The 18,227-nt window shown below is 54.7% G+C and carries 31 protein-coding genes; 5 read left to right on the top strand and 26 right to left on the bottom strand.

Annotation, left to right across the window (positions count from 1 at the left end; genetic code table 11):
* The first annotated feature begins 167 nt into the window (after nt 1-167).
* Complete coding sequence (locus DWB63_RS00820; RefSeq protein ID WP_128326901.1) at nt 168-1,070, top strand: DMT family transporter; 903 nt, start codon at nt 168-170, stop codon at nt 1,068-1,070.
* On the opposite strand, the gene DWB63_RS00815 is transcribed toward DWB63_RS00820, so the two are convergent.
* Nucleotides 1,067-1,894 (bottom strand): 1,4-dihydroxy-6-naphthoate synthase, encoded by an 828-nt coding sequence (locus DWB63_RS00815; RefSeq protein ID WP_128326900.1) that lies wholly within the window; start codon nt 1,892-1,894, stop codon nt 1,067-1,069. The two genes, DWB63_RS00820 and DWB63_RS00815, sit on opposite strands and share 4 nt — an antisense overlap.
* A 36-nt stretch (nt 1,895-1,930) precedes the next feature.
* On the opposite strand from DWB63_RS00815, the gene DWB63_RS00810 reads away from it, so the two are divergent.
* From DWB63_RS00810 to DWB63_RS00795, 4 genes are all read left to right on the top strand, one after another.
* Complete coding sequence (locus tag DWB63_RS00810; protein WP_241648526.1) at nt 1,931-2,656, top strand: TetR/AcrR family transcriptional regulator; 726 nt, start codon at nt 1,931-1,933, stop codon at nt 2,654-2,656.
* Between the two features lie 10 nt (nt 2,657-2,666).
* Complete coding sequence (gene mqnE / locus DWB63_RS00805) at nt 2,667-3,761, top strand: aminofutalosine synthase MqnE (protein ID WP_128326898.1); 1,095 nt, start codon at nt 2,667-2,669, stop codon at nt 3,759-3,761.
* A gap of 98 nt (nt 3,762-3,859) precedes the next feature.
* On the top strand, nt 3,860-4,930 hold the full coding sequence (mqnC, locus tag DWB63_RS00800) for a cyclic dehypoxanthinyl futalosine synthase (RefSeq protein ID WP_128326897.1): 1,071 nt from the start codon (nt 3,860-3,862) through the stop codon (nt 4,928-4,930).
* Nucleotides 4,930-5,754 carry a menaquinone biosynthesis protein gene (locus tag DWB63_RS00795; RefSeq protein ID WP_128326896.1) on the top strand — a complete coding sequence of 275 codons (825 nt, stop codon included), beginning with the start codon at nt 4,930-4,932 and terminating at the stop codon, nt 5,752-5,754. Before mqnC ends, DWB63_RS00795 begins: the two co-directional genes overlap by 1 nt.
* 9 nt (nt 5,755-5,763) lie before the next feature.
* Here DWB63_RS00795 and DWB63_RS00790 read toward each other — a convergent pair whose 3' ends face one another.
* From DWB63_RS00790 to rpsS, 25 genes are all read right to left on the bottom strand, one after another.
* Complete coding sequence (locus tag DWB63_RS00790; protein ID WP_128326895.1) at nt 5,764-6,651, bottom strand: selenium metabolism-associated LysR family transcriptional regulator; 888 nt, start codon at nt 6,649-6,651, stop codon at nt 5,764-5,766.
* 77 nt (nt 6,652-6,728) lie between these two features.
* A complete protein-coding gene (gene rplQ, locus DWB63_RS00785) occupies nt 6,729-7,283 on the bottom strand; it encodes a 50S ribosomal protein L17 (protein WP_128326894.1) in 555 nt (184 codons plus the stop codon).
* Nucleotides 7,273-8,313, bottom strand: coding sequence for a DNA-directed RNA polymerase subunit alpha (locus tag DWB63_RS00780; RefSeq protein ID WP_128326893.1), 1,041 nt, complete (start codon nt 8,311-8,313; stop codon nt 7,273-7,275). The genes rplQ and DWB63_RS00780 overlap by 11 nt, the downstream gene beginning before the upstream one ends.
* Nucleotides 8,314-8,325: 12 nt before the next feature.
* Nucleotides 8,326-8,952: a 30S ribosomal protein S4 gene (gene rpsD / locus DWB63_RS00775; RefSeq protein ID WP_128326892.1), complete on the bottom strand. Its 627-nt coding sequence runs from the start codon at nt 8,950-8,952 to the stop codon at nt 8,326-8,328.
* A gap of 15 nt (nt 8,953-8,967) precedes the next feature.
* Nucleotides 8,968-9,354 carry a 30S ribosomal protein S11 gene (rpsK, locus tag DWB63_RS00770; RefSeq protein ID WP_128326891.1) on the bottom strand — a complete coding sequence of 129 codons (387 nt, stop codon included), beginning with the start codon at nt 9,352-9,354 and terminating at the stop codon, nt 8,968-8,970.
* 80 nt (nt 9,355-9,434) lie between these two features.
* A complete protein-coding gene (gene rpsM / locus DWB63_RS00765) occupies nt 9,435-9,806 on the bottom strand; it encodes a 30S ribosomal protein S13 (RefSeq protein WP_128326890.1) in 372 nt (123 codons plus the stop codon).
* A 12-nt stretch (nt 9,807-9,818) separates the two neighbouring features.
* The gene (gene rpmJ, locus DWB63_RS00760; RefSeq protein ID WP_014324049.1) at nt 9,819-9,932 is read right to left on the bottom strand and encodes a 50S ribosomal protein L36; all 114 of its coding nucleotides are present in this window, start codon (nt 9,930-9,932) and stop codon (nt 9,819-9,821) included.
* 131 nt (nt 9,933-10,063) lie between these two features.
* Nucleotides 10,064-10,834, bottom strand: coding sequence for a type I methionyl aminopeptidase (gene map / locus DWB63_RS00755; protein ID WP_128326889.1), 771 nt, complete (start codon nt 10,832-10,834; stop codon nt 10,064-10,066).
* Between the two features lie 2 nt (nt 10,835-10,836).
* Nucleotides 10,837-12,147 (bottom strand): preprotein translocase subunit SecY, encoded by a 1,311-nt coding sequence (gene secY / locus DWB63_RS00750; protein WP_128326888.1) that lies wholly within the window; start codon nt 12,145-12,147, stop codon nt 10,837-10,839.
* 30 nt (nt 12,148-12,177) lie between these two features.
* Nucleotides 12,178-12,624, bottom strand: a complete 447-nt coding sequence (gene rplO / locus DWB63_RS00745) for a 50S ribosomal protein L15 (protein WP_128326887.1) — start codon at nt 12,622-12,624, stop codon at nt 12,178-12,180.
* Nucleotides 12,621-12,794 carry a 50S ribosomal protein L30 gene (rpmD, locus tag DWB63_RS00740; protein ID WP_206613110.1) on the bottom strand — a complete coding sequence of 58 codons (174 nt, stop codon included), beginning with the start codon at nt 12,792-12,794 and terminating at the stop codon, nt 12,621-12,623. Before rpmD ends, rplO begins: the two co-directional genes overlap by 4 nt.
* Nucleotides 12,795-12,805: 11 nt before the next feature.
* On the bottom strand, nt 12,806-13,297 hold the full coding sequence (gene rpsE / locus DWB63_RS00735; protein WP_128326885.1) for a 30S ribosomal protein S5: 492 nt from the start codon (nt 13,295-13,297) through the stop codon (nt 12,806-12,808).
* A 17-nt stretch (nt 13,298-13,314) separates the two neighbouring features.
* Entirely contained in the window at nt 13,315-13,674 is a 360-nt protein-coding gene (gene rplR, locus DWB63_RS00730) for a 50S ribosomal protein L18 (protein ID WP_128326884.1), read from the bottom strand.
* A gap of 11 nt (nt 13,675-13,685) precedes the next feature.
* Nucleotides 13,686-14,219, bottom strand: a complete 534-nt coding sequence (gene rplF / locus DWB63_RS00725; protein ID WP_128326883.1) for a 50S ribosomal protein L6 — start codon at nt 14,217-14,219, stop codon at nt 13,686-13,688.
* Nucleotides 14,220-14,231: 12 nt separating this feature from the next.
* Nucleotides 14,232-14,615 carry a 30S ribosomal protein S8 gene (rpsH, locus tag DWB63_RS00720; protein WP_128326882.1) on the bottom strand — a complete coding sequence of 128 codons (384 nt, stop codon included), beginning with the start codon at nt 14,613-14,615 and terminating at the stop codon, nt 14,232-14,234.
* Nucleotides 14,616-14,630: 15 nt separating this feature from the next.
* Nucleotides 14,631-14,816 (bottom strand): type Z 30S ribosomal protein S14, encoded by a 186-nt coding sequence (locus DWB63_RS00715; RefSeq protein ID WP_128326881.1) that lies wholly within the window; start codon nt 14,814-14,816, stop codon nt 14,631-14,633.
* Between the two features lie 11 nt (nt 14,817-14,827).
* Nucleotides 14,828-15,367 (bottom strand): 50S ribosomal protein L5, encoded by a 540-nt coding sequence (gene rplE / locus DWB63_RS00710; RefSeq protein WP_128326880.1) that lies wholly within the window; start codon nt 15,365-15,367, stop codon nt 14,828-14,830.
* An 8-nt stretch (nt 15,368-15,375) separates the two neighbouring features.
* Entirely contained in the window at nt 15,376-15,699 is a 324-nt protein-coding gene (gene rplX, locus DWB63_RS00705; RefSeq protein WP_128326879.1) for a 50S ribosomal protein L24, read from the bottom strand.
* Nucleotides 15,700-15,706: 7 nt separating this feature from the next.
* Nucleotides 15,707-16,075 (bottom strand): 50S ribosomal protein L14, encoded by a 369-nt coding sequence (gene rplN, locus DWB63_RS00700; RefSeq protein WP_128326878.1) that lies wholly within the window; start codon nt 16,073-16,075, stop codon nt 15,707-15,709.
* Between the two features lie 15 nt (nt 16,076-16,090).
* Nucleotides 16,091-16,357, bottom strand: a complete 267-nt coding sequence (gene rpsQ, locus DWB63_RS00695) for a 30S ribosomal protein S17 (protein ID WP_128326877.1) — start codon at nt 16,355-16,357, stop codon at nt 16,091-16,093.
* Nucleotides 16,358-16,360: 3 nt separating this feature from the next.
* Nucleotides 16,361-16,552, bottom strand: coding sequence for a 50S ribosomal protein L29 (gene rpmC / locus DWB63_RS00690; protein WP_128326876.1), 192 nt, complete (start codon nt 16,550-16,552; stop codon nt 16,361-16,363).
* A 1-nt stretch (nt 16,553) separates the two neighbouring features.
* Nucleotides 16,554-16,967, bottom strand: coding sequence for a 50S ribosomal protein L16 (gene rplP, locus DWB63_RS00685; protein ID WP_128326875.1), 414 nt, complete (start codon nt 16,965-16,967; stop codon nt 16,554-16,556).
* Entirely contained in the window at nt 16,967-17,608 is a 642-nt protein-coding gene (gene rpsC / locus DWB63_RS00680; protein ID WP_128326874.1) for a 30S ribosomal protein S3, read from the bottom strand. The genes rplP and rpsC overlap by 1 nt, the downstream gene beginning before the upstream one ends.
* 1 nt (nt 17,609) lies before the next feature.
* Nucleotides 17,610-17,942 (bottom strand): 50S ribosomal protein L22, encoded by a 333-nt coding sequence (rplV, locus tag DWB63_RS00675; protein ID WP_128326873.1) that lies wholly within the window; start codon nt 17,940-17,942, stop codon nt 17,610-17,612.
* A gap of 12 nt (nt 17,943-17,954) precedes the next feature.
* Entirely contained in the window at nt 17,955-18,224 is a 270-nt protein-coding gene (rpsS, locus tag DWB63_RS00670) for a 30S ribosomal protein S19 (protein ID WP_014324031.1), read from the bottom strand.
* Between the last annotated feature and the right edge of the window lie 3 nt (nt 18,225-18,227).

The raw sequence follows: 18,227 nt of genomic DNA, 5'->3' as shown, positions 1-18,227 counted from the left end.
ATATTTCATAGAACACCGTAAAGAGGGTTCCGCAAAAGCGGAACCCTCTTTACGTATGCGGCACCGGCACGGCAAATCAACTTCATCCAATTATATGATGCCATATGCAGTTCCCATGCAGACTGAACGGTGTTAGACAGGCCAAGACGTTTACAAAGGAAACCCGCATGGCATTGGTTGAAGGAAAAACAAAGGCATTACTGGCGCTTTGGGCTGCTGTCCTGCTCTGGTCCAGCTCGTTCATAGCGCTCAAATTCGCCTTTCAGAAATTCGACCCCATGGTGGTCATCTTCGGACGCATGTTCGTGGCCAGCCTCGGCTTCATGCTCGTCTTCAAGACCCTGAGACACATCGACTACCGGCCCGGCGACTGGAAGCTGCTCGCCTTCATGGGCATCTGCGAACCGGGCTTCTACTTCATTTTCGAGGCCCTCTCCCTCTCTTACACTGACGCATCCCAAGCCGGCATGATCTGCGCCCTGCTGCCGCTCATGGTGGCGGTGGCCGCCCGCCTGACCCTGAATGAGCCACTGACCAAGCGCACGGTCGCCGGTTTCGGACTGGCCATCGTGGGGGCGGTCGTACTGTCCGCCGTAGCTGAATCCACGGAAACCGCCTCCAACCCCGTGCTCGGCAACTTCCTCGAATTTCTGGCCATGATCTGTGCCTGCGGCTACATGATCGCCTTCAAGAAGCTCTCACCGCGCTATAATCCGTGGTTTCTGACCATGATCCAGGCGTTCATAGGAGCCGTGTTCTACTTCCCGCTGCTCTTCCTGCCATCCACCACGCTGCCGACCACGATCGATCTGGCCGGTCTGGCCACCATATTCTATCTGGGCATCTTCGTGACCATCTTCGCATACGGCATGTACAACTACGGCATGTCCAAGATCTCCGCCGGACAGGCCTCTTCCTTCATCAACCTCATCCCGGTGATCACCCTGATCATGGGGATGGTCATACTTGGCGAGAGGCTCAACTGGATGCAGTACGCCGCCTCCGCCCTGGTGATCGCCGGGGTATTCATCAGCCAAGACAGAGCGCCCAGGAAAAGACAACCCGCCTAAAGAGTAATAAAGATGTCTTTGCGGGTACACCCTGCCTCGGACAAAAGCCCCATCACGGCTTCGACCCCAGCATCTCCCACATCCAGGCTGTAGTCGGTGACGAACGTCTCGATGTGCCTGCGAATAACCGCTTCATCCATCTCCTGGGCATGTTTTCGGACATACTCCCGCCCAAGACCGGGATTGGCGCGGGCCGCCAGCAAACTTTGACGGATGGCCTTGTTCATGCTCCTGGCAACGTCCTCGCCCAGAGAACGTTTGACCGCAATGGCACCCAGCGGAAGCGGCAAACCGGTATACGCCTCCCACCACGCCCCGAGATCCAGGATTCGGACCAACCCGCTTTCCCCAAAGGTAAACCGCCCTTCATGGATGACCACGCCCGCTCCTGCCGCACCGGCTTCAACAGCGGGCATGACCTGGTCAAAGACCATTTCCACCGTGTCCACAGTGATTCCGGCCTCGCGACAGCACATTCCAAACAACAGGTTTGCCGTGGTCCTGCGACCGGGGATAGCCACTTTTCCGCCATCCAGGGATTCCAGGGAGCGCTGCTCCCCAGCCACCAGGATCGGCCCTACGCCGTAGCCCATGGCCCCGCCCGCCCGCAAAAGCACATAGTCGTCCAGAATGCCCGCAGCGGCGGCCACGGACACCTTGACCACGTCCAGAGCGCCGGAACCGGCCATGGCATTGAGTTCCTCCACATCGGCCAGGGTGACGGACAGCCCTCCGGGCCAGTCCACCAGGCCAGAAGCCAGAGCATGAAATATGAAGGTGTCGTTGGGACAGGGAGAATAACCGAGGGTGAGCGTATCTGACATTATATCTCTCTATAATATTTATCTTTCAGCACCAGCTTGACAGGAAGACAAAGCGGCTATAAACATGGTGACCACCTGGTCACCACTAACGGAACCAGCTACAAAGAGCAAGCCCGTACCATGACGCACAACAACAAGACCTTCGAAAACCTGCCCGAGGAAAAACAGCAACGCGTCCTGGCCGAGGCCACACGGGAATTTGCAGACCACGGGTATCACCAGGCGAGCGTCAACCGCATTGTCGACCGCCTCGGCATCGCCAAGGGATCGCTGTTCAAGTATTTCGGCAACAAGCAGGGATTGTTCGAGCACATCTTCGGCCACGCCGTGGCCCAATTCAAGAAACCTCTCAAGGAAATCCGCGACACGCCGGGGCACGATTTTTTTGAACGCATTGAACAGAGCTTTATCGCCGGCTGCAAGTTCGTGGACGCGCATCCGCACATCTATCGCATCTACCTGAAAATGCTGTTCAACGAAAACTTCCCTTTACGCGAACGCTTCCTCGGCGAAATCCGAGGGGCGCTGGCCAGATTTCTCCGGCAACTCGTCGAAGACGGCATCAAGGCAGGGCATCTGCCAGAAGGCCTGAATGTTGATATGGCCGTCTTCAACCTGCATGCCATCCTGGACCGGTTTCTCCAGGGGCACGCCGTTCCCTCACTGGACCCGGGCCTGGAACCCGCCCATCTTTCACTCTCGGAAAAAGCCCTTGGCCTGACGAATTTCCTTCGACACGGCCTGACCGAAGCATCCTGTTAGGAGATCTTCCATGAATCTGTTCAAAAGCGACTATTTCGACAACATGGGTCTGGCAGACATCCGCGCCAAGGTCGAAACCGGCGAGCGGCTGTCTTTCGAAGACGGCGTACGACTCTTTGAATGCCCCGAGCCGCTGGCGGTGGGCGCGCTGGCCCATCGGATGCGTGCCCGGCTTCACGGCGACAAGGCATTCTATGTGATCAACCAGCACGTCAACTATACCAACATCTGCGTCAACGGCTGCACCTTCTGCGCCTACCAGCGCGAGGACGGTCAGGACGGCGGTTTCGTGCTCGAAGCGGACGACGTCATCGCCAAGATCGATTCGACCTCCCTGACCCCACGGGAAATCCACATCGTGGGCGGCTGTCACCCCCGGCTGGGCCTGGACTATTTCGAACACCTCATGCAGGCCGTCAAGAAACGCCTGCCCGAAGTGGTGCTCAAATGCTTTACCGCCGTGGAAATCGCCCATTTCGCCCGCCTGGAGGGAGTGCCCACCAAGGAAGTCCTGACCCGGCTGAACCAGTCCGGCCTGGACATGCTGCCCGGTGGCGGCGCAGAAATATTCAATCCCGAGATACGAAAGCAGATATGTCCGCGCAAATCCACGGCCGATGAATGGCTGGCCGTACACGAAGAGGCACATGCTCTCGGCATGAAGACCAACTGCACCATGCTCTTCGGCCACATCGAATCCATCCGGGACCGCGTCGATCACCTGATCCGGCTGCGCGAATCCCAGGATCGGGGGCACGGATACACCTGTTTCATCCCCCTGCCCTTTCTGACCGAAAACAGTCGGCTGGCCATCGAAAATCCGCTGACGGGCCTGGAAAAGCTGCAAACCATAGCCATAAGCCGCCTCATGCTCGACAACATCCCGCACATCAAGGCGTATTGGGTGATGCTCGGCGTCAAGCTGGCTCAGGCCGCCCTCAAATTCGGCGCCGATGATTTCGACGGCACCGTGGTGGAGGAAAAGATCGGTCACGAGGCCGGGGCCACCTCGGATCAGGGCATGACCCGCAACGATCTCAAGGAAATGATCCGCGGCTGCGGTTGCACCCCGATTGAACGCGACGGCTTTTTCAACGAGATGTAAAGAATCCCGCAGCCCCCATCCCCTTCTTCTCCTGAACTTTTCAGGCCGCATTATCGCGGATGGGCAGACGATCACGAAATGAACCAGACGAGTAGCACATGAGTAAGCTTGATACAATTTTTTCAAAGATTCTGGATGGCGGGCGCATTGATTTTGAAGAAGCCATGACCGTCTATGCCGAAGCTGAATTCCATGATCTCGGCCATCTCGCACACCAGGTCCGCCTGCAAAAACACCCGGAGCCGGTAGTCACCTACGTGGTGGACAGGAACATCAACTATTCCAACATATGCGTGTGCTGCTGCAAATTTTGCGCGTTCTACCGGGAACCCGGCCAGGCTGAAGGCTATGTCCTCAGCTTCGAGGAGATCGGCCGGAAAATCCAAGAGACCCTCTCGCTGGGCGGCACCCAGATCCTCATGCAGGGCGGCCATCACCCCGACCTTCCCCTGACCTGGTACGAAGACCTGCTCCGATTCATCAAGACCAATTACCCGATCCACATCCACGCTTTTTCTCCGCCGGAAGTTGTTTTCTGGAGCGAAAAGGAACGTATCCCGGTTTCCGAGGTCTTGGAACGGTTGCGCGCCGCAGGTCTGGATTCCATTCCCGGCGGTGGAGCGGAAATCCTGGTGGACGCGGTCCGCACCGAGGTGGCACCCAACAAATGTCCCACCGCCCAATGGCTGGGCGTTATGGAAGAAGCGCACCGCCAGGGCATGCGGACCACGGCGACAATGATGTTCGGACACGTGGAGACACCGGCCCAACGCCTGGAACACTTGTTCCGCGTTCGAGACGTCCAGGACCGCACCGGCGGATTCACGGCCTTCATACCCTGGACCTTCCAGCCAGACCACACCGAATTGCCCCATTGCCGCAAACTGACCAGCGTGGAATACCTGCGAACCCTGGCCGTATCGCGACTGGTACTGGACAACGTGGACAACATCCAGGTCTCCTGGGTGACCATGGGACCGGAAATCGCCCAGTTGGCCCTCTATTTCGGCGGCAACGACTTCGGATCCACCATGATCGAGGAAAACGTGGTCAAGGCCGCTGGCGTAGCCTTCCGGCTGTCACGCGAGGATATCCATCGGCTGGTCAAAACCGCCGGTTTCACTCCCAGACAACGAACCATGAACTATACGCTTATGGAGGCGGAATAATGCCCCTTCGCCTTGGGAAAATAGGGTATCTCAACGTGTTGCCCATTTATCATCCGCTGGAAACAGGCCTCATAGAGAACGATTTCGCAATTTCATCCGGTCCGCCCTCGGAACTCAACCGGCTCATGGATGACGGTCTGCTCGATCTGTCTGCCGCTTCCAGTATCGAATATGCTCGCCACCCGGAAAAATATTACCTCATTCCCGACATAGCTATCGGCAGTCGGGGGCCGGTGCAAAGCGTACTCCTTCTGTGCCGCCGTCCCATGGAAAAACTGTCGGGCACGACCATCCTGGTCAGCGCACAGACGCATACCTCTGCGGCCCTGCTCCGAATTTTACTGACAAAGCACTGGAAAATACGAACAGATTTCACCACAGGAAACGCATCCCTTGCCCTGAAAAACGGCGAACGCCCCGAAGCCATCCTGGCCATCGGCGACGAAGCGCTGAACCTGCGCTACCATCCCGATTATCCGCACCGGATAGATCTGGGAGAAGCGTGGCGGGAATTGACCGGACTGCCATTCATCTTCGGCGTCTGGCTTGTACAGCGAAATAGCTGGATCAGGAACCGGGCTGCACTTGAAAAAGGAGTTTGCCAACTTCAGCAAGGCAAGCGATGGGGCGTGGATCACATGAGCGAAGTCTGTGTCATGGCAGCGGAAGAAAGCTGCCTGAACGATGAGGAGATGTGCTCCTACTTCGACGGATTGGTCTATGATTTCGGTGAAGAAGAACAAAGGGGATTGAAGGTTTTCTATGAAAACCTCCTTGAGTCCGGACTCATCAAGCAAGTGCCCAGACTCGAATTCATCCCCTGATCAGAACGCCTACTGGTGGAACCCGATAAAGGCCTTGAGGGCCGGGAACATGTACCGTCCGCCGTGATGAATGAGATAGAACTGGCGATCCCCTTCCAAAGCAGGAACATTCAACTGTTTCACCTCACCGCTGGACAAAAGAGGCTGTGCGGCCAACCGAGAGGTAAAGCAGACACCAACCTTGTTGGCGGCATGGGCCAGACTTTCGCAGGTGCCTTCCACTCGACAGCGGATATTAAGGCTTTGCAAGGAATGCCCGGCCAGAGCGAGTTCTCTCTCCAACACCAGACGCGTTGCCGAACCTTTTATTCGCATGACCCAAGGCAGTTGAATGAGTTTATCCAACTCAATGGGGTCATCTCCGACCGGTAGCCACGACGCGTCAGGCGCCGCCACCACGATGGTCTTGTCTTTGACAAGCAGCTTGGAAACCAACTCATCTTCTTCCGGCTTCTTGCCGACAATGCCCACCGGCCAGTCGCCACAGGCAACACGTTTTATCACTTCAGCCGAGTCAGCGGTATGCACCGTAAAGGACACATCAGGATATCGCGTGGAAAAATCAGCCAAAAGCGCGGGCAAAATGCTGTGCGAGGGAATAGTACTGCACCCTATCTGCAACTCTCCCACGACCCGATCCCTGAGCATCTCAATGGATGCCTTGGCCTGTTCAAGGTTACGGAATATAGTGACCATGCTCTTGTACAGGACTTCTCCGGCTTGGGTAGGCAGAACCTTGCGTCCCAATCGATCAAAGAGCCTCACTCCCAATTCATCTTCAAGATTGGCGACATGAGAACTGATAGTGGGCTGCGAAAGGAACATGGCTTCGCCTGCTTTGGAAAAACTCTGCAGTTCAAATACCTTGCAAAACGCTTCAAGCTTTCTGATGTCCATAAGACCAATCCATTAGATTTATTTTTTCAATAGATAAAGCCAAAAAAAGGGCAGGCTCAAGGCCTGCCCTTTTCAATTTATTCTGCGTCGGTTTCGCTCTTGGGAGCAGCCTTCTTGGCAGGTTTCTTTTCTGCCTCGTCAGCCTTCTCAACGGCTTTCTTGGCAGGAGCCTTCTTGGCAGGCTTCTTGTCATCCTTCTTGGCTTCGGCCTTCTTGGGAGTGTCCTTCTTGGACTCTTCCTTAGCCGGAGCTTCAGGTGCGACGACCTCGGAGGCCTTCTTGGTCAACTCTATGATGACCATGGGAGCGCAGTCACCCTTACGGGGCAGTGCCAGCTTGATGATGCGGGTGTAGCCACCCTGGCCGCCCTCGAAACGGGGACCAATTTCATCAAAAAGACGCTGTACCATCTGGTGGCTGCCAAGAACCTTGTAAGCCTGACGGCGTGTATGCAGATCGTTGCGCAGAGCCAGGGTAATCAGCTTGTCGACAATGCGACGGAGTTCCTTGGCTTTGGGCTCGGTGGTGCGAATCTGTTCGTAGGTCAGGAGCGCGCGGGCCATGTTCTTGAACATGGCGGCACGGTGAGTATTGGACCGATTCAATTTACGGCCGGACTTTCTATGCCTCATTTTTCTCTTTCCTCTTCAACCATTCCTGGTATTTCTTGTCAAAATCCTCGATAGTCATACCAAACTTGAGAGTCATGCTGTCCAAAACGCGACGAATTTCGTCCAGGGACTTGCGACCAAAATTCTTGGTCTTGAGCATGGTCTGCTCGGTCCGCTGTACAAGTTCGCCCACCAATTGGATATTGGCCGCCTTCAAGCAGTTGGTAGCGCGAACAGAGAGTTCGAGCTCATCAATGGACTTGAAAAGATTCGGGTTCAGATCGATGGAGTCGTCTTCTTCTTCCATGGTCTGGGAAGAAAGCTCATCAAAGTTGATGAACACCGAAAGCTGTTCTTTCAGGATTTTGGCGCTGTATGCACAGGCATCCTCAGGGGTGACAGAACCATCGGTCCACACCTCGAGAATGAGTTTATCATAGTTCGTCATCTGGCCAACACGCGCCTGTTCGACGGAATATGCGACCTTCTTGACAGGGGAATAGCTGGCGTCAAGGATCATGGAGCCGATTTCATCGGTCAGTCCCTCATGCATGTCGGCCGGGACGTATCCCTTGCCCATACGGACTTCCAATTCCATCTTCAAAGTGCGGTTCTCAGTCAGCGTGGCAATGAGTTGATCCTTGTTCAGAATGGTAACATTCTGATTTTCCTGAATCATGCCCGCAGTAACCTGCCCCTTCTTGTTGGCTTCGAGGACCAAGCGTTGTGGCTCGTCCGTGGTCATTGCCATGCGAACCTGCTTCAGGTTCAGCACAACTTCGGTCATGTCCTCAAGAACACCAGGCAGCGTGGTGAATTCATGCTGCACTCCTTCAACAGAGGCGGACACGATGGCACAGCCCTGCATGGAGGAGAGAAGAACCCGACGCATGGCGTTGCCGATGGTGGTGGCATAGCCGCGCTCCAAGGGTTCGCAGATGAACTTGCCGTACATTCTGGAGGACTTGGAGTCGCGCACGAGGGACTCGGGCTTGACCAGTTCGCTCCAGTTGCGGGTGTTGATGAGTTTGTCGCCGTTCTCAATAAGCATGTAGTCCCCTATTTACTTGGAGTACAATTCGACAATCAGCTGCTCGTTGATCGGGAACTGGATGTCGTCCCGGCTCGGCATGGCCTTGACCGTGCCCTTGAAGTTGGCGCCGTCGGACTCGAGCCACTCAGGGCAACCGCGGCGGGCGATGACTTCCTGGGCTTCGTTAATCACAGGAACCTTGCGGGCTTCTTCGCGAACTTCGATGACATCCTCGGCCTTGACCTGCATGGACGGAATGTTCACACGACGACCGTTGAGCTTGAAAATACCGTGCAGCACCAGCTGACGAGCCTGGTTGCGCGAGTTGGCAAAGCCAAGACGGTAAATGACGTTATCAAGACGGCGTTCAAGAAGAATCAACAGGTTGTGACCGGTGACACCCTTCATGCCGTCGGCACGCTGGTAGTACATGCGGAACTGGCCTTCGAGCACGCCGTACATGCGGCGGACCTTCTGCTTTTCACGCAGCTGGATGGCGTAATCGGACATCTTGTGACGCATCCGACCGGAATGTCCCGGGGGGTAGGGACGCTTTTCGTAAGCGCACTTATCAGTGTAGCAGCGATCACCTTTGAGGAAGAGCTTTTCTCCCTCGCGGCGGCACAGCTTGCATTTTGCTTGAGTATATCTTGCCACGATAAATCTCCTTAATTAGACCCTGCGGCGTTTAGGCGGACGGCAACCATTGTGGGGAATCGGGGTGATATCCCTGATGAAGGTGACCTTGAAGCCTACATTGTTGATGGCGCGCATGGCGGCCTCACGTCCGGACCCGGGGCCCTTGACGTAAATGCCGACGGTACGCATGCCGGAATCCTGAGCGCGCTTGGCAGCGGACTCAGCAGCCATCTGTGCCGCGAAAGGAGTGGACTTGCGGGAACCCTTGAAGTGAGCGCCTGCAGAAGCCCAACTGACGACATTGCCCTTAACATCCGTGAAAGTCACGATCGTATTATTGAACGTGGCCTTGACATGAGCAATACCGACGGGAATGTTTTTCTTCTCTTTCTTCTTCCCAGAGCGACGGGGTTTAGCCATTGCCTTAATCTCCGTTGAATAAAAGTCTTATAAAACGCCTACGCGCTCACAGGCGCGCCAGCGATAGTCGCGTATCGAACTTATTTCTTCTTACGACCCATAACCGAACGGCGGGGACCCTTGCGGGTACGGGCGTTGGTCTTGGATTTCTGACCGCGAACGGGCAGACCGCGACGATGACGCAGGCCGCGGTAGCAGCCGATGTCCATCAGACGTTTGATGTTGGTGGTGATCTCACGACGGAGGTCACCCTCAACCTTGTAATTGTTTTCGATCTCGAGACGAATCTGGCTGACTTCATCGGCAGTAAGATCGTCGCTGTTCGTCGTCCAATTCACATTGGTCGTTTCGAGAATCTGCAGGGCCATGGTCCGGCCGATGCCGTAAATGTAGGTCAGCGCAACATCGATGCGCTTGTTCTTCGGCAGATCAACACCAGCAATACGTGCCATAGTTTTTACCCTCTATCCTTGACGCTGCTTATGCCTGGGGTTCTCACAGATCACCCGCAGGACGCCGTTGCGCCTGATTACTTTGCACTTGGAACACATTTTCTTAACAGAAGGTCTGACTTTCATGACCATCTCCAATTTCTAAATAACAATAATGCCCAGACCCCCTACTCGGGGGTGGCCTTTTAAACGAAGCTGTGTTTAATACAGCGTTTCCCGACAAAGAGCAAGTCCAAATATGCCATCTCCGTGGCGCACTATTCAGACAGACTCAATATCCTCGGTCCGTCGGAGGTAATGGCAATGGTGTGCTCAAAGTGAGCAGACAGCTTCCTGTCCTTTGTCACCGCTGTCCATTTGTCCTCCAGGACTTCAACTTCGTAGCTCCCAACCGTGACCATCGGCTCAATGGCAAGCACCATGCCGGCTTTAAGAGGAATGCCGGGAATGCCCTTGGGGACGAAGTTTGGGATCTCCGGTTTCTCATGAAGATGAGAACCTATCCCGTGCCCTACAAAACGACGAACTATACCGAAGCCGAACCCTTCAACGTATGACTGTATTGCCGCGGAGATGTCATACAGGTTGTTACCGGGTTTGGCCTGTTCGATACCCTTATACAGAGACTCACGGGTCACATCCATGAGTTTTCTTGCTTCATCGGAAACCTCTCCTACACCAAAGGTGCGGGCGGAGTCACCATAAAAACCGTTATACACGACACCCATGTCAAAACTGACGATATCGCCCTTTTCCAGAATGCGCTCCTTGGAGGGAAAGCCGTGCACAATCTCTTCATTCACAGAACAACACAGGGCAAAGGGAAATCCCTGATACCCGAGAAATGCCGGACGCACATCGTACTCGTCGCACCGGGCCCGGCAGATCTCCTCGAAAAGCATGGTCGATACGCCTGGTTTGACGCTGGCTCCGAGCTCATCGAGTATTCGAGAAACAATACGATTGGCCTCACGTATGAGGCCAATCTCTTTATCGTTCTTAAGGAAGACGCCCCTGAACTTTTTCAAGACTAGCGCCTGCCTTTCAGCTTGTTGCCTTTGCCCATCAAGCCCTCGTACTGACGAGAGATCATGTAGGACTCGATCTGTCCCATGAAGTCCATGGCAACGCCGACAACGATCAGCAACGAAGTGCCGCCGAAGTAAAACGGTACGCTGAACTTGCTGATCAGAATCATGGGCAGCACACAGACCGCAGACACATAGAAGGCGCCCCACAGGGTGATGCGGGCCAGAACCTTATCAATGTATTCGCGGGTGCTGTTGCCCGGACGGATGCCCGGGATGAAGCCGCCCTGCTTCTGAATATTCTCCGCAATTCCCTTGGGATCAAACATGATCGCCGTGTAGAAATAGCAGAAGAAGATAATGATACCTATGAACAATATATTGTACAAAATGGTATCAGGACTCATCATGGACGAGAAGTCCTGCAGATACTCGTTGTTCGAGAACTGAGCGAGCGTTGCAGGGAACATCAGGATGCTTGATGCAAAGATCGGCGGAATAACACCGGCGGTGTTGATCTTGAGCGGCAGATGTGTGGTCTGCCCGCCGAACATGCGTCGGCCCTGCTGACGCTTGGCATAATGGATCGGAATCCGACGCTGCCCCCGCTCCATGAACACGATAAACGCCAGGGTGGCGACCATCACGATAAGGAGAAAGAGCAGGATGAACAGGGTGATCTCGCCCACGGTCATCAGCTGCACTGTGTTGATCACGGCAGCGGGAAGGCCTGCGATGATACCTGCGTAGATGATGAGCGAGATACCGTTTCCGATCCCTTTTTCAGTCATTTGTTCGCCCAGCCACATCAGGAAGACGGTTCCGGCGGTCAGGGTCAAGATGGTCATCACCTTGAATCCTATGCCGGAGAACAGCACCATGGGCGCGCCCGTGGGGCTGCTCATGGACTCAAGACCCGTGGCAATGGCAAAGCCCTGCACGATGGTAATGAGCACTGTCCCGTACCTGGTGTACTGGGTGATCTTCTTGCGTCCGGCCTCGCCTTCTTCTTTCTGAAGACGTTTCAGCTCAGGGCTGACCACAGTCAGAAGCTGAAGGATGATCGAGGCCGATATGTACGGCATGATACCCAGAGCGAAGATGGACATTTTGCTGAGTCCACCGCCCGAGAACATGTCAAATACGCCGAAGAGGGTGTTTTGCGCCTGAGCAAAAAACTCAGTAAGCGCAGCACTATCGACGCCGGGAATAGGTATGTGAATGCCCATCCGGTAGACAGCGAGCAGTGCGAACGTCCAGAGCAGCTTGTTACGCAACTCCGGCAACCGGGCAATATTATCAACTCCTGACATCGTCTAAGTACCCTTCCGAACTATAGAGAGTTAAGCCTCAAGGGCCTTGGCGGTACCACCGGCCTTAGCAATCTTGTCAGCAGCGGTCACACTGAAGCGATGCGCTTCGATGGTCACAGCCTTCAAGACATCACCAGTACCGAGGATCTTGACCGCAGCGCCTTTCTTGACAACGCCACGATCATACATGTCGGCCAGGGTGATTTCGTCCTTGCCTTCAAACATGGCAATCAGACGACCCACGTTCACGGCTTCGTATTCTTCGCGGAAGAGGTTCTTGAAACCGCGCTTGGGCAGACGACGGGCAAGGGGCATCTGGCCACCCTCGAAACCGGGGCGGACCCCGCCACCGGCACGGGCGTTCTGCCCCTTATGACCCTTACCGGCGGTCTTGCCGGTGCCGGAGCCGGAGCCACGGCCTATGCGCTTGCGATTCTTGTATTCTTCCGGGAAGGCGTAGAGTTCATGAAGTCTCATGATTCGATAACCTCCACCAGGTGTCTGACCTTATAGATCATGCCACGGATGACAGGATTGTCATCGTGCTCTTTAACATGATTGATCTTGTGCAGACCCAGAGCTGCCAGGGTCTTGACCTGGTCGGGCTTGCACGCAATCTTGCTTTTTATCTGTTTTACTTTAATCACGGCGATATCCTTTACTTTCTGGGAGTGGAAACCGGAACGCCACGCAGGGCGGACACTTGTTCTGCACTCCGCAGGGATTCCAGACCAGCCATGGTGGCACGCAGCACGTTGTGCGGATTATTGGTGCCGATAGCTTTGGTCAGGATGTCATGGACGCCTACGGCTTCCATGATCGCACGAACGGGACCACCGGCGATAATACCGGTACCACGGCTTGCAGGCTTGAGCATGACGCGGCCTGCACCGAAGTGCCCCAGAACCTCATACGGAAGGGTTCCATCCAGCAGAGGAACATTGATCATGTTCTTCTTGGCGCGCTCGGACGCCTTGCGAATGGCTTCAGGCACTTCATTGGCCTTGCCCAGCCCGTATCCGACTCCACCTTCACCGTCACCGACGACCACCAGGCAGCTGAAGCTGAAACGGCGGCCACCTTTGACAACCTTGGCGACGCGATTGAGGTAGACGATTTTTTCAATCAATCCACTTTCATTTTGTTCCATTTTACTTTCCTAGCTGACTAGAATTTCAGCCCGCCTTCGCGGGCGCCGTCGGCAAGGGCTTTGACCTTGCCGTGATAGATGTATCCATTACGATCGAAGACGCAGGTCTCGATCTTCTTGGCCAGGGCGACTTCGGCAATAGCCTTGCCCACCTTGGTTGCAGAGTCCTTGTTTGCCTTCAGAGTCTCGCCGTCCTTATTCAGCACCTGAGTGCTGGCGGAAGCGAGAGTCACTCCGTTCACATCATCGACCAACTGTGCATAGAGATGCTGGTTGGAACGATACACCACCAGGCGGGGCCTGGCTTCTGTGCCGGAGATCTTTTTCCTGATGCGGGGCTTGCGACGAAGCCTCTGTTCATTCTTGCTTTTGCTCATGACATATACCCCTACTTACCGGACTTACCAGCCTTGCGGCGGATCAATTCGTCAATGTACTTGATGCCTTTGCCCTTGTAGGGTTCCGGCGGACGTACGCGGCGAATCTGAGCCGCAATTTCACCGACAAGCTGTTTGTCGATGCCTTCGATAGTCAGCTTGGAGCCTTCTGCCTTGGCCGCGAGGCCAGCGGGCAGATCGAACTCTACCGGGTGGGAGAACCCGACGTTGAGCACAACTTTCTGGCCCTGAACGGACACCTTGTATCCAACACCGATGACTTCCAGGGTCTTTGCAAACCCCTTGGTTACGCCGTCGACGCAGTTGGCGAGCAGAGACCTACGGAGGCCATGCTGACCGCGTGCTTCGCGGGAGTCATCAACACGGGAAACATACACCTTGCCATCCTCAATCTTATACTCGACGGCCGGATCGACCGGAGTATTCAAGGTCCCCTTGGGGCCCTTGACCTGGATTTCGGAGGCTCCGACAGACACCTCAACCCCCGAAGGGATATCGATGGGATTCTTTCCTATACGAGACATAACGGAACCTCTTTACCAGATTTCGCAGAGCAGCTCGCCGCCGACGTTGGCCTCTTTGGCCTTGGCGCCTTCGAGCAGCCCTTTGGAGGTGGACACGATACAAATACCGATGCCGTTCTGGACTCGGGGGATATCAGAAGCACCTACATACACGCGGCGACCGGGCTTGCTGACCTTTTTCAGGCCAGTAACGATCGGTTTTCCGTCAGTGTACTTGAGTGTAATACTGATGTCCCTGTCCTCGACAGCGTAGTCGGTGATATAACCTTCTTCCTTCAGGATACCCGCGATGGAAGATTTCATCTTGGAAACAGGCACGGCGACATCTGTGTGATAAGCACCATACGCATTCCGAATGCGGGTCAACATGTCGGCTACAGGATCAACAACAGCCATTTCAATTCTCCTTAATTACCAGCTCGCCTTGCGGACGCCAGGAAGTTCCCCGGCGAGAGCCTTGTTACGGAAGCAAATACGACAAATGCCGTAGTGCCTCAGAAAAGCCCGAGGACGGCCACAAATCGGACAACGATTGTAACCACGTACCTTGAACTTGGGTGTGCGGCGTGCCTTAACACGTAAGCTTGTTTTGGCCACTTTCCGTCCTCCTACTTTTTAAAGGGCATGCCAAGGAGATCAAGCAGGGTCTTGCCTTCCTTGTCGGTCTTGGCAGTGGTGCATACGGTCACGTTCATGCCCTTCACTAACTCAACCTTATCGATGTCAAGCTCAGGGAAGATGGTGTGTTCCTTGATGCCCATGGTGAAGTTGCCACGACCGTCGAAACCGCGATCGGGAACTCCGCGAAAGTCGCGGACACGGGGCAGAGCGAAACTCACGAGCTTGTCATAAAAGTCCCACATTGCATCGCCGCGCAAGGTAACACGGGTACCGACAGGCATGCCTTCGCGCAGCTTGAACTGGGCGATGGACTTCTTTGCCAGGGTGACGACGGCCTTCTGGCCGGCGATGGCGGTCAATTCCGCGGCAGCGGCATCGATGAGCTTGCTATTCTGGCTAGCTTCACCGAGTCCGATGTTCAGGGAGATCTTCACCAGTCTGGGAATCTCCATGGACGAGGAATAGCCGTACTCCTTCTGGAGTTCGGGGACAACCTTTTCATTATATTCTTTTTCGAGACGTGTCATACTGATACCTATTTGAAGGTTTCGTTGCACTTCTTGCAGAAGCGCACCTTCTTGCCGTCTTCAGTCTTCTTGTACCCTACCCGCGTGGGCTTGGTGCATGCATCGCATACTACGGCCACATTGGATACATGGATAGGGGCTTCCTTCTCGATAATACCGCCGGGCTGCTGGGCGTAGGGGTTGGCTTTGGTGTGGCGCTGGACCATGTTCACCTTCTCAACCAGGACTTTGTCCTGCTTCTTGAGAATCTTCAACACCTTACCGATCTTACCCTTGTCTTTCCCGGCGATGACCATGACCTTGTCGTCTTTGCGAATTTTAGTCTTCATCATCTAATCCTTACAGGACCTCGGGAGCGAGGGATACGATCTTCATAAAACCGGCAGCACGCAACTCACGAGCGACGGGACCGAAGATACGGGTACCGACAGGCTCCATGTTGTTGTTAAGCAGCACGGCGGAATTGTTGTCGAACTTGATGAAAGAACCGTCGGGACGACCGAGTTCCTTCTTGGTGCGAACGACAACCGCCTTCATAACCGAACCCTTCTTCACTTTGGAATGGGGCATGGCTTCTTTGATGGACACTACGATAATATCTCCGACGCTGGCATAACGGCGCTTGGAACCACCAAGAACCTTGATGCACAGGACCTGCTTGGCCCCGGAGTTGTCAGCCACGTCGAGTCTGGATTCAACTTGTATCATGTTTCCTCCTAACCCTTAAACGGCCTTTTCGAGGATCTGAACCAGATGCCAGCGCTTGCGCCGGGAAATGGGCCTCGATTCGACAATCTGCACCTTATCGCCAACACCGCAATCGTTGGCCGGATCATGGGCCATGAACTTCTTGCGGCGGCGGATGTACTTCTTCAGCAGCGGATGCTTCACCAGGGTCTCGACGCGGACGACAATAGTCTTGTCAGCCTTGTCGGAGATCACCAGGCCGGTGAGCACGCGCTTGTTGCCTTGGTATTTAAACTCAGCCATTTCTTACGCTCCCTGTCGTTCCCGCTGAATAGTCAGGATACGGGCGATGGTCTTTTTGACGCCGGAGAGGGCCGTGGTATTCTCGAGCTGAGCAGTCGCATGCTTAAAACGCATGGAGAACAGCTCTTTCTGAGACTCGGACAGCTTCTCTGTCAGCTTGGCGTCATCCAGTTCACGAAGTTCCTTGGAAGTCATCTTAGAGACCCTCCTTCACAACGATGGATGTTTTGATCGGCAGCTTGTAGGAGGCACGCTTGAGGGCTTCCTTTGCAAGCTCGATGTCAACACCCTTGACTTCGTACATGATACGACCCGGTTTCACCGGTGCAACCCAGCCGTCGGGTGCACCTTTACCCTTACCCATGCGGACTTCCGCGGGCTTGGAGGTGACGGGGAAATCAGGGAAGATGCGAATCCAGACCTTTCCGCCGCGCTTGATGTGACGCATGATGGCGACACGAGCGGACTCAATCTGCTGGTTTGTGATCTTTCCGTGCTCCAATGCCTTCAAGCCGATATCGCCGAAGGACACTATGTTACCCCGTTGGGCCTTGCCTCTGAGGCGGCCTTTCTGCCGCTTTCTGAATTTTACTCTTTTTGGAGCAAGCATTACTGTTGTACCTCTTTGTCCAGAATCTCACCCTTGAAGATCCAGACCTTGACTCCGATCACGCCGTAGGTGGTGGCCGCCTCGGCAAAACCGTAGTCGATGTCGGCACGGAGAGTGTGCAAAGGCACACGCCCATCACGGTACCACTCGCCGCGTGCGATTTCGGCGCCAGCCAGGCGACCTGCACACGCAACTTTAATACCCTCGGCACCGAATTTCCTGGCAAGGCCCACCGTACGCTTCATGGCACGGCGGAAGGCAATTCGACGTTCGAGCTGCTGGGCAATACTCTCAGCTACGAGCTGAGCTTCAACCTCCGGTCGACGGATCTCGTTGACCTCAATGGTGAATTCAGTTTGAAACTTGTTGCGCAACTCTTCACGCAACTTTTCTATCTCTACACCCTTACGACCGATGACAATACCGGGACGCGCGGTGTGGATGATCAGGCGAATCTTGCCGCCGGCCCGTTCGATTTCGATACGGGATACGCCGGCTTGAAACAGTTTTTTCTTAACGAACTTGCGGACCTGGTCGTCCTGAAGAACGAACGCAGGGTAATCCTTTTTGCTGTACCAGCGGGACAACCAATTCTTGTTATACCCCAGACGAAAACCGTAAGGATGTACTTTCTGTCCCATACTACTGTTCCTTCACTACTATGGTAATGTGACTGGTACGCTTCCTGATGCGATAAGCGCGGCCCATGGCACGCGGCTGGATACGCTTCCAGGTAGGACCTTCGTTGACCATGACCGTATCAACGATCAGGGAATCGACATCGACTCCGGGCATCTGTTCCGCGTTGGAAACAGCGGAATAAAGCACTTTTCTCAAAATCTCGGCAGACTTCTTGGGAGTGAACCGAAGGATGTTGAGCGCGTCTTCCACATTCTTGCCCTTGATTATATCGGCAACAATGCGGGTTTTGCGCGGAGACACACGAATGAACTTTGCTACTGCTTTGGCTTCCATGATGTACTCCCCCTACTTCTTTTTGTCGGCAACGTGGCCGAAATAAGTACGGGTCGGGGAAAATTCACCCAGCTTGTGTCCGACCATGTTTTCGGTCACGAACACGGGGATGAATTTCCGGCCATTATGGACAGCGAAAGTCATACCGACCATCTCGGGGACGATCGTGGAACGACGGGACCAGGTCTTGATCACGCGGCGATCCTGATTTTCAGCAGCCACTTGAATTTTCTTGATCAGGTGACCGTCAAGGAACGGGCCCTTTTTAAGAGATCTAGGCATTCT

Source organism: Pseudodesulfovibrio sp. S3, from assembly GCF_004025585.1.
In the GTDB taxonomy this organism is placed as follows: Bacteria; Desulfobacterota; Desulfovibrionia; order Desulfovibrionales; family Desulfovibrionaceae; genus Pseudodesulfovibrio.
The sequence above is the reverse complement of the archived record's forward strand: the minus strand, read 5'-3'. Positions and strand labels throughout refer to the sequence as shown.

Excerpts from the sequence above, each read along its gene's own strand:
- DWB63_RS00820 (WP_128326901.1), top strand. The coding sequence starts at position 168 with ATGGCATTGGTTGAAGGAAAAACAAAGGCATTACTGGCGCTTTGGGCT.
- DWB63_RS00815 (WP_128326900.1), bottom strand. The coding sequence starts at position 1,894 with ATGTCAGATACGCTCACCCTCGGTTATTCTCCCTGTCCCAACGACACC.
- mqnE (WP_128326898.1), top strand. The coding sequence starts at position 2,667 with ATGAATCTGTTCAAAAGCGACTATTTCGACAACATGGGTCTGGCAGAC.
- mqnC (WP_128326897.1), top strand. The coding sequence starts at position 3,860 with ATGAGTAAGCTTGATACAATTTTTTCAAAGATTCTGGATGGCGGGCGC.
- DWB63_RS00795 (WP_128326896.1), top strand. The coding sequence starts at position 4,930 with ATGCCCCTTCGCCTTGGGAAAATAGGGTATCTCAACGTGTTGCCCATT.
- DWB63_RS00790 (WP_128326895.1), bottom strand. The coding sequence starts at position 6,651 with ATGGACATCAGAAAGCTTGAAGCGTTTTGCAAGGTATTTGAACTGCAG.
- rplQ (WP_128326894.1), bottom strand. The coding sequence starts at position 7,283 with ATGAGGCATAGAAAGTCCGGCCGTAAATTGAATCGGTCCAATACTCAC.
- DWB63_RS00780 (WP_128326893.1), bottom strand. The coding sequence starts at position 8,313 with ATGCTTATTGAGAACGGCGACAAACTCATCAACACCCGCAACTGGAGC.
- rpsK (WP_128326891.1), bottom strand. The coding sequence starts at position 9,354 with ATGGCTAAACCCCGTCGCTCTGGGAAGAAGAAAGAGAAGAAAAACATT.
- rpsM (WP_128326890.1), bottom strand. The coding sequence starts at position 9,806 with ATGGCACGTATTGCTGGTGTTGATCTGCCGAAGAACAAGCGCATCGAT.
- rpmJ (WP_014324049.1), bottom strand. The coding sequence starts at position 9,932 with ATGAAAGTCAGACCTTCTGTTAAGAAAATGTGTTCCAAGTGCAAAGTA.
- secY (WP_128326888.1), bottom strand. The coding sequence starts at position 12,147 with ATGTCAGGAGTTGATAATATTGCCCGGTTGCCGGAGTTGCGTAACAAG.
- rplO (WP_128326887.1), bottom strand. The coding sequence starts at position 12,624 with ATGAGACTTCATGAACTCTACGCCTTCCCGGAAGAATACAAGAATCGC.
- rpsE (WP_128326885.1), bottom strand. The coding sequence starts at position 13,297 with ATGGAACAAAATGAAAGTGGATTGATTGAAAAAATCGTCTACCTCAAT.
- rplR (WP_128326884.1), bottom strand. The coding sequence starts at position 13,674 with ATGAGCAAAAGCAAGAATGAACAGAGGCTTCGTCGCAAGCCCCGCATC.
- rplF (WP_128326883.1), bottom strand. The coding sequence starts at position 14,219 with ATGTCTCGTATAGGAAAGAATCCCATCGATATCCCTTCGGGGGTTGAG.
- rpsH (WP_128326882.1), bottom strand. The coding sequence starts at position 14,615 with ATGGCTGTTGTTGATCCTGTAGCCGACATGTTGACCCGCATTCGGAAT.
- rplE (WP_128326880.1), bottom strand. The coding sequence starts at position 15,367 with ATGACACGTCTCGAAAAAGAATATAATGAAAAGGTTGTCCCCGAACTC.
- rplX (WP_128326879.1), bottom strand. The coding sequence starts at position 15,699 with ATGATGAAGACTAAAATTCGCAAAGACGACAAGGTCATGGTCATCGCC.
- rplN (WP_128326878.1), bottom strand. The coding sequence starts at position 16,075 with ATGATACAAGTTGAATCCAGACTCGACGTGGCTGACAACTCCGGGGCC.
- rpsQ (WP_128326877.1), bottom strand. The coding sequence starts at position 16,357 with ATGGCTGAGTTTAAATACCAAGGCAACAAGCGCGTGCTCACCGGCCTG.
- rpmC (WP_128326876.1), bottom strand. The coding sequence starts at position 16,552 with ATGACTTCCAAGGAACTTCGTGAACTGGATGACGCCAAGCTGACAGAG.
- rplP (WP_128326875.1), bottom strand. The coding sequence starts at position 16,967 with ATGCTTGCTCCAAAAAGAGTAAAATTCAGAAAGCGGCAGAAAGGCCGC.
- rpsC (WP_128326874.1), bottom strand. The coding sequence starts at position 17,608 with ATGGGACAGAAAGTACATCCTTACGGTTTTCGTCTGGGGTATAACAAG.
- rplV (WP_128326873.1), bottom strand. The coding sequence starts at position 17,942 with ATGGAAGCCAAAGCAGTAGCAAAGTTCATTCGTGTGTCTCCGCGCAAA.
- rpsS (WP_014324031.1), bottom strand. The coding sequence starts at position 18,224 with ATGCCTAGATCTCTTAAAAAGGGCCCGTTCCTTGACGGTCACCTGATC.